This is a genomic window from Tenacibaculum xiamenense (genome assembly GCF_964513065.1).
Taxonomy (GTDB): Bacteria; Bacteroidota; Bacteroidia; order Flavobacteriales; family Flavobacteriaceae; genus Polaribacter; species Polaribacter xiamenense.
Genome location: NZ_CAZEQU010000030.1, coordinates 1 through 17,766 on the forward strand (window position 1 = coordinate 1; position 17,766 = coordinate 17,766).

The 17,766-nt window shown below is 32.0% G+C and carries 15 protein-coding genes; 7 read left to right on the forward strand and 8 right to left on the reverse strand.

The window, feature by feature from the left end:
- Positions 1–288: 288 nt before the first annotated feature.
- Entirely contained in the window at positions 289–1,584 is a 1,296-nt protein-coding gene (locus tag ACKTTV_RS10070; protein ID WP_408030716.1) for a sensor histidine kinase, read from the reverse strand.
- A 211-nt stretch (positions 1,585–1,795) separates the two neighbouring features.
- Positions 1,796–2,680, reverse strand: a complete 885-nt coding sequence (gene fabD, locus ACKTTV_RS10075; RefSeq protein WP_408030717.1) for an ACP S-malonyltransferase — start codon at positions 2,678–2,680, stop codon at positions 1,796–1,798.
- Between the two features lie 166 nt (positions 2,681–2,846).
- Here fabD and ACKTTV_RS10080 point away from each other — a divergent pair, with 166 nt between their 5' ends.
- Positions 2,847–3,557: a queuosine precursor transporter gene (locus tag ACKTTV_RS10080; protein ID WP_408030718.1), complete on the forward strand. Its 711-nt coding sequence runs from the start codon at positions 2,847–2,849 to the stop codon at positions 3,555–3,557.
- Positions 3,558–3,566: 9 nt separating this feature from the next.
- Complete coding sequence (locus ACKTTV_RS10085) at positions 3,567–4,805, forward strand: mechanosensitive ion channel family protein (RefSeq protein WP_408030719.1); 1,239 nt, start codon at positions 3,567–3,569, stop codon at positions 4,803–4,805.
- A 37-nt stretch (positions 4,806–4,842) separates the two neighbouring features.
- Here ACKTTV_RS10085 and ACKTTV_RS10090 read toward each other — a convergent pair whose 3' ends face one another.
- Positions 4,843–6,966: a carboxy terminal-processing peptidase gene (locus ACKTTV_RS10090; protein ID WP_408030720.1), complete on the reverse strand. Its 2,124-nt coding sequence runs from the start codon at positions 6,964–6,966 to the stop codon at positions 4,843–4,845.
- An 80-nt stretch (positions 6,967–7,046) separates the two neighbouring features.
- Entirely contained in the window at positions 7,047–7,559 is a 513-nt protein-coding gene (locus ACKTTV_RS10095; protein ID WP_408030721.1) for a hypothetical protein, read from the reverse strand.
- Positions 7,560–7,805: 246 nt separating this feature from the next.
- On the opposite strand from ACKTTV_RS10095, the gene surE reads away from it, so the two are divergent.
- The 5 genes from surE (at position 7,806) to ACKTTV_RS10120 (ending at position 11,369) form a co-directional block, all read left to right on the forward strand.
- Entirely contained in the window at positions 7,806–8,576 is a 771-nt protein-coding gene (surE, locus tag ACKTTV_RS10100) for a 5'/3'-nucleotidase SurE (RefSeq protein WP_408030722.1), read from the forward strand.
- Entirely contained in the window at positions 8,564–8,851 is a 288-nt protein-coding gene (locus ACKTTV_RS10105) for a hypothetical protein (protein WP_408030723.1), read from the forward strand. The genes surE and ACKTTV_RS10105 overlap by 13 nt, the downstream gene beginning before the upstream one ends.
- Positions 8,852–8,872: 21 nt before the next feature.
- Complete coding sequence (lpxB, locus tag ACKTTV_RS10110) at positions 8,873–9,985, forward strand: lipid-A-disaccharide synthase (protein ID WP_408030724.1); 1,113 nt, start codon at positions 8,873–8,875, stop codon at positions 9,983–9,985.
- A 190-nt stretch (positions 9,986–10,175) separates the two neighbouring features.
- A complete protein-coding gene (locus tag ACKTTV_RS10115) occupies positions 10,176–10,688 on the forward strand; it encodes a C40 family peptidase (protein ID WP_408030725.1) in 513 nt (170 codons plus the stop codon).
- A 189-nt stretch (positions 10,689–10,877) separates the two neighbouring features.
- On the forward strand, positions 10,878–11,369 hold the full coding sequence (locus tag ACKTTV_RS10120) for a C40 family peptidase (RefSeq protein WP_408030726.1): 492 nt from the start codon (positions 10,878–10,880) through the stop codon (positions 11,367–11,369).
- A gap of 58 nt (positions 11,370–11,427) precedes the next feature.
- Here ACKTTV_RS10120 and ACKTTV_RS10125 read toward each other — a convergent pair whose 3' ends face one another.
- The 4 genes from ACKTTV_RS10125 to secDF form a co-directional block, all read right to left on the reverse strand.
- A complete protein-coding gene (locus tag ACKTTV_RS10125) occupies positions 11,428–12,165 on the reverse strand; it encodes a hypothetical protein (protein WP_408030727.1) in 738 nt (245 codons plus the stop codon).
- A 123-nt stretch (positions 12,166–12,288) separates the two neighbouring features.
- A complete protein-coding gene (gene obgE, locus ACKTTV_RS10130) occupies positions 12,289–13,278 on the reverse strand; it encodes a GTPase ObgE (protein ID WP_408030728.1) in 990 nt (329 codons plus the stop codon).
- 126 nt (positions 13,279–13,404) lie between these two features.
- Complete coding sequence (locus tag ACKTTV_RS10135) at positions 13,405–14,523, reverse strand: adenylate kinase (RefSeq protein WP_408030729.1); 1,119 nt, start codon at positions 14,521–14,523, stop codon at positions 13,405–13,407.
- 87 nt (positions 14,524–14,610) lie between these two features.
- Positions 14,611–17,622: a protein translocase subunit SecDF gene (secDF, locus tag ACKTTV_RS10140; protein WP_408030730.1), complete on the reverse strand. Its 3,012-nt coding sequence runs from the start codon at positions 17,620–17,622 to the stop codon at positions 14,611–14,613.
- Positions 17,623–17,766: the final 144 nt, after the last annotated feature.

Below are 17,766 nucleotides of genomic sequence, written 5' to 3' on the forward strand. Positions count from 1 at the left end.
CTTGCTAACGCTGTGTCTGTGTTTCCGTGTTAGCGGCTGCAAACATACAACCATTTTTTATTCCAACAACACTTTTTTTAAGCTTTTTTTAAAACTCATTTAACCCAACCTAAAAACAAGCTAATTTTCAATGGGTTATAATATCAACTTTTTTAAGACTTTTTTAATGCGATAACTCCGTAATATCGCTTACCATTATAATACCTTATTGAATTCAGTAATTATAGATATAAAAAAGCTCCGTTAATTAGTTATTAACGGAGCTTGCAATATTGTATTTTTATAATTTTAAGGCTTAGCAACCATAAAAAAGAACGTAGTTCCTTCGCCTTTTTTACTTTCTAACCATACTTTTCCGTCATTGCGCTCGATAATTTTCTTTACCAAAGCCAATCCAATACCTATAGAATCCACATGTGCTTGCAATTCTAACTTCTGGAATAACTGAAATATCTTCTGATGGTACTTCTCCTCTATTCCTGGACCATTATCTGAAATCGAAAAAACATAGTCATTTACTCCTTCCTTTACATCTATATCAATATGTACATTATCTTTATCGTTATGCTTAATCGCATTTTGGATCAAATTCTGAAAAACCTGCAATAACTGAGACTCGTTAAAATACACTTCCGGTAATTTATTCTTTATTTCAATAGTACAGTTCTCCGAACTATTCACCATAATTATTCTTCTCACTAAAGAATCGACATTCACCTTATTCATTCCTTTCTCTTTCTCCATTTGCAGTGAGTAATTTAGAATACCATTAATAAGCATATCCATTTGTGTTACCTGCTCCTTTATAATAAAAAGATTCTCGTGCATCTCCGAATCTTCTTCAACACAGTTTTCTTCTAGAAGTTCCTTGGAGGTTACCCACTCCGCCAAAGTATGAATATTACGCAGGGGTCTTTTTAAATCGTGAGACACTACATAAGCGAATTCTTCCAAATCCTTATTACGCTCATATAACTCTTTCGCTCTTTTCTCAAGATCCTTCGTTCGTTCTTTTATTTTAGATTCCAATTGAGAATTGACCTGCTCAAGTCCTTTTCTATATTGCATTGCTCCGTTGAGTATAATAAAAGAAAAGACAAATATGGTTGTAATAGAAATTAAGATCGCCCCTTCCGTAACTAGATCAACATTGTTTGTTTCTACCTGGTAGGCCATATGTAATAACTGAAATGTACTAAATAACACTATCAGCCACCTATTACTAAGCATTAAAACACCTCCAAAGGTAGCGATGTAGGCACCTAATAAATAATCTAACGAAAAATTATTCAGAGCCATCATATAAATCAGATAATGCTCAAAAACAAACATTGTTAGAAATGTAAGCAGTCCGTAATACTCAAGAACAAATTTGTTCTTAATCATAGGCGATAATCCCACTCCTAAAAAAAGAATAGTAAAAAACTCTCGAGCATATGGTACTTCCACCAAACTCGGATTAAAATGATAAATTAATAAAGAGTAAATATATACCCCCGGACCAAGTAAAGATAATACGATGCTATTATTTTTTATCTCAAAGGCCTCTAATTTCCCCGCATCCTTTAAAAATCTCCAAATCATATTAAGACAGAAAATGTCGCATTATCTTGGAATAAAATAAATAGTAATGAATATGAAGCTATCAATTCTACGATTGCAAGGGTAAGTATCGATAAAATACCTTTATTTAACGTTGTTTGTTTTTACACTCTTCCAAACCATCTTTTTTCCATAAAAAAACTCTACCAATTTTCATTAGTAGAGTTTCTTTTATTTCGTATAAATCATTTATTTATTCAAATTGAGCTGAAGAAGCTGTAACCCCTCTGTCAATTTTACGCATTAATCCAACCAATACCTTTCCTGGACCAACTTCAACAAACTCTGTTCCTCCATCAGCTATCATAGCTTGAACACATTGAGTCCATTTTACAGGTGCAGTTAATTGAGATATTAGATTTTCTTTTATTTCTTGTGGGTTTGTAACTGCCTTTGCAACTACATTCTGATATACAGGACAAGTAGGCTCATTGAATTGAGTTTCTTCAATCGCTTTTGCTAACTCCTCTCTTGCTGGCTCCATCATAGGTGAATGGAATGCTCCTCCTACCGGTAAAACAAGTGCTCTTCTTGCTCCTTTTTCTTTTAGAATTTCACAAGCTTTCTCGATAGATTCTATTTCTCCTGAAATTACTAATTGACCAGGGCAGTTATAGTTTGCTGCAACTACTACTCCTTCAATTTCTTCACAAACCGTTTCAACAACTTCGTCTTCAAGACCAAGAACTGCTGCCATTGTTGATGGTTGAATTTCACAAGCCTTTTGCATTGCTAAAGCTCTTTTAGAAACTAACTTCAACCCATCTTCAAATGATAAAACTCCATTTGCTACCAATGCTGATAATTCTCCTAATGAGTGTCCAGCAACCATTTCAGGTTTAAAATCATCACCAAGTACTTTTGCCAAAATAACAGAGTGTAAAAATATAGCAGGCTGCGTAACCTTCGTTTGCTTTAGCTCATCAGCTGTTCCTTCAAACATAATATCGGTAATGCTAAACCCTAAAATATCATTCGCCTTTTCAAATAATTCTTGAGCGATTGGAGATTTTTCATATAAATCTAATCCCATTCCAGTAAACTGTGCTCCTTGCCCCGGAAATATATATGCTTTCATCTGTTTGTCTTTATTATTTTATGTATGGTAAGTTGTAAATATCTAATGCTGATTTCAATTACTTCCTCTTCTTAAAGAATAATTATTCAACATATCGATTCTATTTTTAATTGCTATTGTTTGTTTCCTGCAAACATACAATTTTTAAAATTACTATCTTCGTTTTATGACTACACAACAGAAATCACAGGCTCTTTTAATTTATTTAATTCTAGCCTCTTTATTTATTGCTTCTTTAGTAACATCAAACTTAATATTTCAAAAATTCTTTTATTGGTATCCATTTGATATAACGGTTTTTGACACCAAGCTTTTTGAAGTTTCCGTTGGATTACTTCCTTACCCAATTACTTTTTTAATTACTGATATTATATCAGAGGTTTATGGTAAAGCCAAAGCGAATCAAATGGTTATTGCAGGAATTTTTGCTTCTTTCTTTTCTTTAGGAATTATATATATATCAAAACATGCTCCCGCTACAGAATGGTCTCAGGTAAATGATGCTACATTTACACATGTTTTTGGGGCAGCTCCTCTGGCTGTGTTGGCTTCCATGCTAGCATATTTGTTTGCCCAATTTGTAGATATTCGTGTTTACCATTTCTGGAAATCTTTTACCAATGGAAAGCATTTATGGTTACGCAACAATTTCTCAACCTTTTCATCTCAATTCATTGATACCTTAACTGTACTAGTTTTGTTATGTATGTTTGATATTGTTGAATGGAATAAATTTTGGGGACTGCTAATAAGTGGCGTTTTATTTAAGATTATTGTTGCCGCTTTTGACACTCCTTTATTATATGTTACAGTTTATTTTTTCAGAAGAAAGTTTAACTTAAAACCTGGTGAAGAAATTCCTAATTTTGATTCCTAAAAAAGGCAAATGACAACAAAGTTTTTCTACCATATTTTCAAAGACAATCTTCATCTTCCTCATGAAGTTTCTATTTATCTGAATTTAGCATCTAACTTATTAATTATTCTTGCATTCGGATATGCTCTATTCCGAATACTCAGATTTTTGGGAAGAAAGTATTTAAGCAAAATAGCATATAAAACGAAAACTTCATTTGATGATTTATTAATTAAAAATCGAGTTTTCTTGAACGTAGCAAGGATTGTAATGCTACTGCTCTTTAACTCTTCATTACATATTCTTTTAGAAGAATTTCCAATTACCTATAAATATTTAGACAGAGTTGTATCAGTTGTAATTACATTCTTTATTATTTGGTTTATTAGAAGTATACTTTTAACTATAAAAGATTTTTTAAGAGAACTTCCATCTTTTAAGGATAAACCATTGGAAAGTTATGTTCAGATTTTTATGGTAATACTATGGATGATTGGCGTGATTATCGCATTTTCATTACTCACCAATAAATCTTTATACAAATTTCTAACGGCTTTAGGTACTTTCTCAGCAATATTATTACTGATATTTAAAGATACTATACTTGGTTTTGTAGCAAGTATTCAGATAACTGTTAATGACACGGTTCGTTTAAATGACTGGATTACTATGGAAAAGTATTCTGCAGACGGTAATGTTATAGAAATTAATTTGGCTTCTGTTATTGTTAAGAATTTTGACAATACGATAACAAGTATTCCTACATACTCATTGATTTCAGATTCTTTTAAAAACTGGAGAGCGATGAGTAATTCTGGAGGAAGAAGAATTAAACGCTCTATTTTAATTAAGGCTAATTCGATCAAGTTTATTGACGATATAAAATCATTTGAAAGAATTGAATTACTGAAATCTTATATAGAGAATATTACACAAGAAATATCAGAATACAACAAAACGAATAAGGTTGACAAGTCTGTATTAATAAATGGAAGAAATTTGACAAACTTTGGATTATTTAGAAAATATCTTGATGAATATTTGAAACAGCATCCTCAAATAAACCAAGAACTTCTTTTTATGACTCGACAACTCGCTCCAACTCCGAATGGAATTCCTCTTGAAATATATGCTTTTAGTACGAATAAAGTTTGGGCAAATTACGAACGTATAATGGCCGATATCTTTGATCATATTTTTGCAAGCGTTCCTTATTTTGATTTAGAAATTTTTGAGCTCCCTACTGGAAAGGATTTTCGAAACCACTAATAAACAAAAAAGAGTCTCAAAATTGAGACTCTTTTTTTTAATGCTTTACTATTGATAGTTCTTTGTTCATTTTTAATTCACTTAGAACATTCAATGCTTCATTCATATAAATATCTTTTTTTAAATTTTTATGCCATGCCACTCGTTTATCTTTTAAAACAGTATCTTTTTTAAATAGCTCGTACTCATATTTTGGTGAGTTAAAGGTTAAGTTAGAATCGAACTTAAAAACTTCTCTAAACTTTTTTCCTTCATTTTCTCGTTTTAAACTTTCTTCTTTAAAGTTATTATAGTTTAAAGAAAGTACATTATCGTCTTGATTTCTTTTCAACCATTTCGCATACTCATTAATCTTTTGAAACTTTTGATCGTTCATCACTCTTTGTTGAGAGTTATAAACAACATCTCCAAAATTACTATAAGAGTTTTTCGCTTTATAATTTGCTTGCTTCACCTTATCCCAAGGCAACGCTCCTTCTAAATCACGCTCTCCAAACTCCATATAACTATATCTTGAAGGTAAAGCAATATCTGAATAAACTCCTTCTTTTTGAGTTGAACCTCCATTTATTCTATAAAACTTCTGAATTGTCATTTTCAAAGAACCTAAATCACTTGGATATTGCTCATAAAAACGGTTTATAGGTAAAATATTTTGAACGGTTCCTTTCCCATAAGTTTGCTTTCCTCCTATAATAACTCCACGTTTATAATCTTGCATAGCTGCTGCAAAAATTTCTGAAGCAGATGCAGAGAATTCATTTACCATTACAACTAAAGGTCCTGTCCATTGAATTTTATCGTCGATATCATTTTTCACCATTGGGTCTTCTCCTCTATATTTTACCTGAACAATAGGTCCTTTATCTATAAATAACCCTCCAATTTCAATAGCCGTTTTTAACGACCCTCCACCATTATCTCTTAAATCAACCACCAAGCCAGAAACACCTTCAGTTTTCAATCTTTCTATCTCTTTTTCCATGTCTTTAGCAGCATCTCTTCTATTCAGATCGCTAAAATCGATATAAAATTTAGGCAAATTTATAATTCCATATTTCTTCCCGTTTTTCTCAACAATACTTGATTTCACAAAAGTTTCTTCTAATTCAACTACATCACGAATAATTGAAATTACATGTTGCGATCCATCTATTTTTTTAACGGTAAGTTTTACTTCTGTTCCTTTTTTCCCTTTGATAAATTTAATGGCATCATCCAAACGCATCCCCACAATATCAAGTGGTTCTTCTTCTCCTTGCGCCACTTTTAAAATAATATCACCTGACTCTAAATCTCCTTGCTTCCATGCTGGTCCTCCAGAAATCAATTCTATAACATGCGTGTACATTCCCTTTTTTTGAAGTCTAGCTCCGATTCCTTCCAGCTTACCCGACATATCTTGATCGAATCTACTTTTCACTCTAGGTGACATATAGGTAGTATGTGGATCAAAGCCACTCACAATACTATTTAAGAAAGAAGAGTACCAATCTGAATTCTCAAGTTCATCAATTCTTTCATAAAGCTCATTCATGTTTTCCAACACCTTTTCTCTCGCTTCTTTTTCTAACTCTGTAAAACTCTTCTTTTTAAACGCACTATCTTTTTTAGCCTTATCTTCTTGGTTACCTTCTGCTTGCTCAACTCTACTTATCACAGACAATTTTAACTGTTTTCTCCAGTAATCTAATAATTGTGCATTGTTTTTGGCAAAAGGCATTTTTTCATAATCAACATTAATTTCTTCTTTCTTACTGTAATTGAAAGACTCTTTTAACATCGACTGATATATAGATTTAGCGTCTTCTAGTTTTTCTAAAAATCGACCATATACTAATTTATAAAAGTCAATATTTGTGTTTCTTAATTGATCATCAATTAAAAATTTATATTTGGAGAACTCCAAAATATCTTCTTGTGTAAAATAACGCTTACTAGGATCTAATGCGTCAATAAATTCATTATACACATGTTCGGAAAAATCATCATCTAACCCTTTTTGAACATAATGATATCTGCTTAATATGTTTTTTAACACATAAACAATTATTCGATCCTTTTCGGGATCTTCCGTTATGTTACGTTTCTCATTTGCACTTAAAGTATTTGCAAATAATAATGCTGAAATAAAAAATGGAATGATAAATTTCGTCTTCATAAATCGTCTATCGTTTTTTGGTAAGTGATACTATATATCATGGCTAAGCTACTAAAATAATGCCACTTTTGCTAACTCTGTTATTTTTTATAAATTCCTTTAAACAACTTTTTAGTTTCTTTTCCTTTTTCATCTACTCGAACCCAATCTTGAATAACCGAGCCATTTGCTTGTTTTACCCAGGTTATTTTATCCCTATAAACTCCTTTTTCCCCTTTGGTTAAATCACTTTGTAAGACCATCATTCCTTTTTCAAATTTCCCTTTTAATCTCAATATTCCTCCTTTATTATCAATCCAAATTTGATTCCAAGAATTATCTTTGTTGTTAAAGTAATTGTAACTTGTTCCTTTACTATTAGAGTTTTTGGATTCCCAATTTTCTTGAATAGCACAAGCATTTGTCATTTTCACCACTTTATTTGTACCTAGTAAAGATCCTTCTTCATTATATACCTTCCAGTTTCCTATCCAAAAATCGAATTGGGTGTACTCCTTTGTATCACAAAAACTTTGCTTGTTACTTTGAGCAGAAACCTTTGAAAAGATTGCCAAAAAAATGGATACTAAGACATAAATTATTACTCGTACCATGATTTTCTTTTAGTTGATTACGACAATTTTACGCAATAATTACGGATTCTTGTCCTTATGAAATGTTAAAAATCAAAAGCACAATAGCATCATTTCAGTTAACTTGATTTGTTAAATTAAACTAGCTTCGAAGATTAGATTCAAATGGTAGGCTACGTTTTTATTTTTCCAGATATTTTAAATCAACCCGATTAAACGAGTTCAATAAAAAAATTCATGTACTTTTGTTGTAAAACTTGATTTTATATGGAGGACAGACCTTTAATTTTAGTTACCAATGACGACGGTATTACCGCTCCTGGTATAAGAATGTTGATTGAAATAATGAATAAAATTGGAGATGTTGTTGTTGTAGCCCCAGATAGCCCTCAAAGTGGAATGGGACATGCTATTACAGTTAATAACGTTCTTCATTGTAATCCGATAACCATTGATGAAGGACCTCAAATTGAGTATAGTTGCTCAGGAACACCTGCCGACTGTGTAAAAATGGCGAAGAACGAAATATTAAACAGAACTCCAGATTTATGCGTTTCTGGAATTAATCATGGTTCAAACTCATCAATTAATGTAATCTACTCTGGTACTATGAGTGCTGCTGTAGAAGCGGGAATTGAGGGAATTCCAGCCATCGGTTTTTCTTTACTTGACTTTGATTGGCATGCGAATTTTAGAGCTGCCAAAAAGTTTATCGAACAAATCACCTTAAACGTAATTTTAAATGGGTTACCTGAAGGTGTTGTTTTGAACGTAAACATTCCAAAATTAAAAGAAAATGAGATCAAGGGAATTCGTGTTTGTAGGCAAGCAAATGGTTATTGGAAGGAAAACTTTGATAAAAGAAAGAGTCCCTACGGAAAGGAATATTATTGGTTAACTGGTGAGTTTATTAATAAAGATAAAGGGCAAGATACTGATATTTGGGCTTTAGAAAATGGATATATTTCTGTAGTTCCAGTTCAGTTTGATATGACAGCTCATCATGCAATTCAAAAACTGAATACATGGGATTTATAAGAAAAGAAATTAGCATTGGAGTTTTAATATCTCTTTTTGCTACAGCCTGTGGTTTTTTCATCTATCTACAGTATATCTCAAAGTCTGACTTAGCTACAACTTTCGAGCAAATTAAAGAAGGTGGTGTTTTAGGTACTGCCTTGGCTTTAGCTGCTATTCCAAATTTATTTGTGTTTTTTGTTTTCTTAAAAAAGAAGCAGGATTATAGAGCTAGAGGTGTTTTAATCGGAACTATTTTTATAGCTCTACTTACGTTTATTTTAAAATTCATATAGCTCTCAAAACAACTTAACTACGTGAAATACTATATACTTGCAGGAGAAGCTTCAGGAGATTTACATGGGGCCAATCTAATGAAATCGTTATTAAAACAGGATGAAAATGCTGATATACGATTTTGGGGTGGTGATCTTATGCAGAAAATAGGAGGAGAATTAGTGCTACACTACAAAGAAAGAGCCTTCATGGGATTTGCTGAAGTAATTATGAACCTCAGAAAAATCTTAGGGTTTATTTCTTTTTGCAAGAAAGATATTGCTGAATTTAATCCTGACGTTATCATTTTTATTGATAATTCTGGTTTTAATTTGAGGGTTGCCAAATGGGCAAAACAAAAAGGCTTTAAAACTAACTATTATATATCTCCTCAAGTTTGGGCAAGTAGAGCGAGCAGAGTAAAAGCCATTAAAAGGGATATCGACAAGATGTTTGTTATACTTCCTTTTGAAAAGGATTTTTATAAAAAGTATGACTATGATGTTGAGTTTGTTGGACATCCATTAATAGATGGTATTGATGGAAGAAAACAGATAGATGAAAGTCAATTTAGAAACGAATTTTCATTAGGTGAAAAACCAATTATTGCGTTGCTTCCTGGAAGCCGTAAACAAGAAATTACCAAAATGTTATCGGTAATGTTATCTCTTGTTGAAAACTTTGATGGTTATCAATTTGTAGTTGCAGGTGCTCCAAGTCAAACCTTCGATTTTTATAAACCGTTTATCGAAGGAAAAAACATTTCATTTGTTTCCAACAGAACATATGATCTTTTAAGTATATCGTATGCTGCCTTGGTTACTTCAGGAACAGCTACTCTAGAAACTGCTCTATTTAAAGTACCACAAGTTGTTTGTTATAAAGGAAGCAACTTGTCTTATCAAATAGCAAAGCGAATTATTACTTTAAAATATATTTCTCTTGTAAACTTGATTATGGATAAAAAAGTTGTTACTGAATTAATTCAGAATGACTTTACTACTGAAAACTTAAAAAAAGAGCTAGCGCTAATTTTAAACCCTGAACATAGAGAAACCTTATTTTCTGAGTATTACGATTTAGAACAGCTTTTAGGCGGAAAAGGAGCTTCAGACAAAACCGCAAGGTTAATCGTTGAAGGTATCAAGGAATAATATTTTTATCAAGTAGATGGCGATCACTATCTTTTGTTAAAATTTAAGAATATCTTACACTCAATTTAAAACGAGTCTTAGTATCTTAGTCTTGTCTTTTATTTGAAAAAGTATTTGCTGTATCATATCGCACATTCTTTAATTTAATACAATCTAAAAGATATTTTCTAGAAACTATTGAACTACCTCTATGATAAAAAAATTACTTAGCCTATTACTATTTTCACTTTTTCTTTATTCTTGTGGTTCCTCTCAAAAAGTAACTCAACAAACAAATAAAAAGAAAACTGTTAAAACATCTACTTCAGATAAACCCACACTTGCTGATAAAGTTGTTTGGACAGCTGTTTCATATAAAGGAATTCCTTATCGATATGGAGGGATGAATGAAAATGGCATGGACTGTTCAGGATTGATTTATGTTTCATTTAAAAAAAGAAATATTAATTTACCTCGTACTTCGAGGTTAATGTATTCTGAAGGCTATCCAATACCACTTAACAAAGTTAAAAGAGGTGATTTATTATTTTTTAATACTGCTAGAAGAGGTAGAAATGTCAATCATGTTGGTTTAGTTACTTCCGCTAAAAGAGGAAATATTCAATTTATTCATTCAACCAGTTCAAAAGGAGTTCTGGTAAGTTACTTAAGAGAAAAATATTGGAAAAGAGCTTTTATTAAAGCAAAACGAGTTATTAATTAATGTTGAGTGTTGAGTGTTGAGTGTTGAGTGTTGAGTGTTGAGTGTTGAGTGTTGAGTGTTGAGTGTTGAGTGTTGAATAATAATTTATACGTTTTATTTAATTGATAACATAAGTAATTTTCTGTTTCGCCTACAAATTATTAATGTAGTTTTATTAACTTTAAGACTCGTAATCAACAGTTTCCCCTAATGAAACAACAACTCTTCTTATTTATAAGTTTATCAAGTTTTATCATTTATTGTTATGTTAAGGCTAATGATACTTCTCCTGTCGTACCTGTAACCATTAAATTATCAAAAACAGAAAAAGTAATTGGTTTTGCCAACTCATTTTTAAATACTCCTTACAGAGCTGGAGGAACAACAAAATCAGGCATGGACTGTTCCGGATTAGTTCAAACATCCTTTAAAGAAATAGATATTAAACTACCGAGGTCATCAGCGGAAATGAGTGATTTTGGCAACGCTGTTTCTTGGAAAAACATAAAACCCGGTGATTTACTTTTTTTCAATATTGAAAGATTAGAAGGAAATATCAACCATGTAGGACTTGTTACAGAAATAGCCAAACCTGACATTTACTTTATCCATTCAACCACTAAAAAAGGAGTAATTACAAACTCACTTCAAGAAAATTATTGGGCAACTTCTTTTGTTAAAGCAAAAAGAGTTATTAACTAGATAGAATAAAAAAAGCTACTTCTCAGTAGCTTTTCATTAAGATTATATCAGGGAGCTTTTAAAATAATCCAAGTATTTTACCATTTGTTAGTTTTAGCAGATCATTCACTGTTACTTCATCAGAATATTGATCTATTTTGTAATCAATTAATTTACATTCAAAAGCTGCTTCTATATATGATCTTCGAGTTTTCATATTGTACAATTGAACCTCTACATCTTCATATCTTTTAAAGCTGAACCAAGTGTTTGATTTATATCTATTGTATTCATATTGGCTATCGGCATCATTAGTGATTAAACTAGGTAACACTTTACTTGTGTAGGTTTTATTGTTCTTTTTATCCGTAATCTCAATTAAAAAACCTGTATACATTGGTAAATCATTCTCTAAAGCAGCTACCGTTGGATCTGTATATCTCATCCAATATAGATCTTTTGAAAAGATCTCCTCTTTCATCTCTTGTCTTGACACACCGCTTTGAGAAAACTTCTGTGAAAACGACAATTTAAGCTCATACTTTTCATTTGAGTAAGTACGATAAAATTGACCTAGAACTGCTGCATCGGGTAAACCGTCAATACCATGTGTACTAGTACCTATACCACCTGAACTAGGATATTTAAAATCTATAGTTATTGGCTCATTATTGAGTTCAAACGAAATAGTCATTCCTTGCGGCTCGGCTTGAGGTTCCTCCTTCATTTCTTCAGATGAATCACTACAAGAGATATAAAAAATTGATAAGAAAATTAAGAAAGTGATTCTAGTAATAGCTTGTAATATAGTTTTCATTTTATAAGTAGTTTTGGTTTCACTCTTAAAACCAAACTCCATGCCAGAAAATACAAGTTAAATAAAAAAAGAGTCACATCATTTAGTAACTCTTTTATTATCAATATTTTATTTATTATTATTTTAATTTAACATTTTCCAAACTTTATCTTTGAGCTCCATTAAACCTTGTTGTGCTACTGATGATATAAATACAGAATCAACTCCCTCGGGTAAATCTTGTGATATTTCTTCTTTCAATTCTTCATCCAGCATGTCACTTTTAGAAATTGCCAATAAACGTTGTTTATCCAACAACTCAGGATTGTGCTTTCGTAATTCATTTAATAGAATTTCATACTCTTTTTTAATATCATCGCTATCTGCAGCTACTAAAAACAGTAACACTGAATTTCTCTCAATATGACGCAAGAAATAATGACCAAGCCCCTTCCCTTCTGAAGCTCCTTCAATAATTCCAGGAATATCAGCCATTACAAAACTTTGATGATTTCTGTATTCTACAATTCCCAAATTTGGTTTTAATGTAGTAAAAGCATAATCAGCAATTTTAGGCTTCGCCGCTGTAATAACAGACAATAATGTTGATTTACCTGCATTAGGAAACCCAACAAGACCAACATCAGCTAATACTTTCAATTCTATTCTATACCATCCTTCTTGACCTTCTAATCCCGGCTGAGCATATCGTGGAGTTTGATTCGTTGGCGACTTAAAATGCCAATTTCCTTTTCCTCCTTTTCCTCCTTCAAGTAAAATTACATCTTCACCATCTTCGGTTACCTCAAATAACACTTGATCGGTATCTGCATCTCTAAATATAGTTCCTAACGGTACTGGAATTATAATATCAGCACCATCACTTCCCGTGCTTCTACTACTTCCTCCATCTCCACCATGTTCCGCTCTAAAATGACGCTTGAATTTTAAATGGAAAAGTGTCCACATGTTTTTATCACCGCGAACAATTACATGTCCACCTCTTCCACCATCACCTCCGTCAGGACCACCTTTAGCCACAAACTTTTCTCTGTGCAAATGCATAGAACCTCTACCTCCTTTTCCAGAAGACGCATAGATTTTTATGTAATCGACAAAATTTCCTTCAGTCATTGTTTTTTGTTTTTTAATCGTAGTATGACAACCACAGAATTGATCAAATATATTTTGGTTAAAACCGCAGATTTACATTACTATACTTCATTAAAAAAGGTACTTTAATAAGTACCTTTTCAAATTTTATAACTTATCAAATATTTCCGATAGTCGTTCAGTAATATCTTCAATACTTCCAACACCATCTACTCCGTGATAATTACCTTTCTCATCGTAAAAATCTTTTAAAACAGCTGTTTTTGTATTGTATTCGTTAAAACGGTTTCTGATTTTCTCTTCATCAGTGTCATCAGATCTTCCACTAGTTTTTCCTCTTTCAAGGATTCTTTCAACTAATAAATCTTCATGAACCTCTAAAGCTACCATTCCGTTAATTCCTTCTCCCTTTTCAGCTAAAAACTCTTCCAATGCAATAGCTTGTGATTCTGTTCTTGGAAATCCATCAAAAATGAATCCATCAACACCTACGTTCTTCTCAACTTCATCTTTTAACATGCTAATCGTTACCTCGTCTGGAACTAACTCACCAGCATCAATATATTTTTTAGCTAAAACACCTAATTCTGTTTCGTTTTTAATGTTATAACGAAATACATCTCCAGTAGAGATATGCACTAGATTGTACTTTTCTTTTAAAATAGTAGCTTGTGTTCCTTTACCGGCACCAGGAGGGCCAAATAATACAATATTTTTCATTTTTGGTTGTGTTGTTAATTGATAAACAGCTGGCAAATTTCTTCCATAACCATTGTAATCTAATCCGTAACCTACAATAAAACTATCTGGAATACTTTTTCCTACATAATTTATTGGAAGTTCTTTTCTATAGACATCTGGCTTAAAGAAAAGTGTTGCTATTTTAAGTTCTTTTAAGTTTTTAGATTTGAATATTTCATAGATCTCTTGAAGTGTGTTTCCTGTATCAATTACGTCCTCTAAAATGACTACTGTTCTCCCTTCAAGATCTTCATTAACACCAATCAATTTTTTCACTTTATCAGTACTACTAGTTCCTTCATAAGATGCTAGTTTAACAAATGAAATTTCACAATCACCTTTATAAACTCTTACAAAATCCGCTGCAAAAACAAAGCACCCATTTAATATTCCAATAAAAAGTGGCACCTCATTTTCTGGCAAATCGTTTTTAACCTGTACGGCTAAATCTTTAACTATACGAGAAATTTCGTTTTTTGAAACGAACTCTTTAAAATATAAATCGTGAATTCTTGTAATTTTCATCTGACTGCAAAGATAGTTGCTTGATATTAAATGAAAAAACCGTTTTGAACTCTATTCAAAACGGTTTTATTATAATCGTATTATAATTTATTCTTTTTTCTTTCTTTTGGCCACATCGAACATAATCGGCGTTGCCACGAATAAAGATGAGTAAGTACCTACAACTACCCCTACAATAAGGGCAAACATAAATCCTTTAATACTATCTCCTCCAAAGAAGAATATAGCTAACATTACTAATAATGTTGTTAAAGATGTATTAATTGTTCTACCTAAAGTACTACTTAAGGCTTTATCAACTAAGTTTGCTGTAAGTGAATTACTATTGTTTGCGTACTCTCTAATTCTATCGAAAATTACCACGGTATCATTCAGCGAGTAACCAACTACGGTCAGAATTGCTGCAATGAATGATTGTCCGATTTCCATATCGAATGGCATAATTTTGTAGAAAATAGAGAAAACACCTAATACTACTAATACATCGTGGAATACTGCCACAACCGCACCAATAGAAAATGCCATTTTTCTAAAACGTAACAAGATGTATAAGAATACTACAATTAACGAACCTAATACAGCCCATAATGCAGCTTGCTTTATATCATCCGCAATAGTTGGATCTACTTTCATATAACTCATAATACCTCCACCATTGTTTACTTTTTCAAAACCTGGTTTAAAGTTTTCATAAGAAACACCTTCCAAATAAGGCTGTAGTCCTTTGTATAATGCACTTTGAACTTGTTCATCAACCTCTTTACCCTTATCATCAATTTTGAAAACAGTAGTGATTTTTAATTGGTTGTCAGCTCCGTAAGTTTTAACCTCTGGTGCAGTTCCAAATACTTCTTTTAAGTTATTTGCTACTTCATTCGCTTTCATTGGCTTATCAAAACGAACTACGTATGAACGACCACCTTTGAAATCTACTCCTTGCTTTAATCCTAATGTTAACATTGAAGCTAAACCGATAACAATTAAAGTTCCAGAAACGATATACGCTAACTTACGCTTCTTTAAGAACTCAACGCTGATGTTCTTAAACCAGTTTTTCGAGATGTTAGTGTTGAACGTTAAGTCAGTTCCTTTTGCAACTGATCTATCAATTAATAAACGAGTAATAAATACTGCTGTAAATAATGATGTTGCGATACCAATCATTAACGTAAGTGCGAAACCTTTAATAGGACCAGTTCCGAAAGCATATAAAATAATACCTGTTAATAAAGTAGTAATATTTGCATCGATAATTGCAGATAACGCTCCTTTAATAGAGAATCCTTCATCTACAGAAACACCTAATCCTTTACCACCATTTAGTCCTTCTTTAATTCTTTCGAAGATAATTACGTTCGCATCAACCGACATACCAATTGTTAAGATGATACCAGCGATACCAGGTAATGTTAATACAGAATTAAACGAAGCTAAAATTCCGAAGATAAATAAGATGTTTACCAATAAAGCGATATTCGCATAAGCCCCTGCTTTACCATAGTATAAAATCATCCATACTAAAACTAATAAAATAGCTAATCCAAATGACCAAATACTTGCGTTGATAGACTCTTGCCCTAATGACGGCCCTACTACCTCTGCTTCAATCATTCTTGCTGGAGCTGGTAATTTACCTGCTTTTAATACTGTAGCGATATCTTTAGCCTCATTAATCGTCATACTACCACCAGAAATCTGCGTGTTCCCCGTTGGAATTTGTTCGTTTACCGAAGGTGCTGTATATACATAATCATCTAATACAACAGCCACAAACTTCCCAGCATTTTCCGAAGTCATTTTTGCCCATAACTTAGTACCAACACCATTCATTTGCATATTAACAACTGGCATATTCGCTTTTGTCGGGTGGAAGTCTTGTTTTGCATCAGCAATTACATCACCTTCAATAGGCGCCACATCATTTCTGTTTGACTTTACGGCATACAATGCAATGATAGGAGTTAGCTCCTGATCTTTGTTTTGCTCCGTTCTTTTTGGAGTAAATGACTTATAGTCCCATAAAAACTTAGCATATCTTAAGTTTTTAGGTAATAAAGCTCTTATTTCTTTATTGCCTAATAAACTATTAACTTTTGCTGTATCTTGTAATTTAGCATAACCTAAAGTAGGACTTACTTGCTGAAAAGTAGGACTTAAATACGTAAATAATGATTTTTGATTCTCAACTTTTGTTGAATCCTTAGCATCTCCTAATAAATCATCAATACTATCTTCACTTTTTGTGGTATCCTGAACTTTCTCAACAGCTTCTTCTGTTTCTCCTTTTAATAATTCAATAGCCTTGATGTTAGCTGATTGAAAAAATGGAATTACTTCAGCATTGGTAAATACTTCCCAAAACTGTAATTCAGCAGTACTTTGTAATAACTTTTGTACACGCTCAATATCTTTTGCTCCTGGTAATTCAACTTGAATTCTACCAGATGTTCCAATACGTTGAATATTTGGTTGAACAACACCAAACTTATCAATACGACTACGTAATACTTCAAATGCAGTGTTTATTGAAGAATTGATTTCTTCTTGTAAAGTCGATTTAACCTGCTCGTTTGTTTTATTGAAGTTTATTTTATCACGTAATGATTTGGTAGCTCCAAAAATACTTGGATCACTTAATTTAACACTACCATTACTTATTTCTACGAATGAATCGTAAAATAAGTCTAAATAATTGTCTTGGCTATCTTTTTGAGCCTCATCTGCTTTTGCTAAAGCGTCTTTAAACACTTTATTTTGAGAATTATTAGACAATCCGATTAAGATATCTTTTACAGATACCTGTAAAATTGCATTAATACCACCTTTTAAATCAAGACCAAGGTTCATTTCCTTGTCTCTGATATCATCATAAGTGAATTTGGCAATTCCTAAATTTACTACTTCCTTATTTGCTACACTATCTAGATACCTTCTTTCGAATCTAGCTAATTCTCTACCATTATTGTCAGTAACATTACTCTTAGCGTACTCTTTAGCGCTCTTTTCCACCTTATTGGCAAAAAAAGTAAATGACAACTGATAGGCACTCACTAGTCCGAAAAGGACAGCAAATAATTTAATTAGACCTTTGTTTTGCATTTTTAATTAATTTAAATCGACTTTTTTTAAACGTGCAAATATAGTATTTCAAAAAAAGAATTGCCAATTCTTTTAGCATATTTATATAAAGCCCCCTTTGATTATTAACAAACTTTCATTAAACACAAGGATTTCTCTTTAATA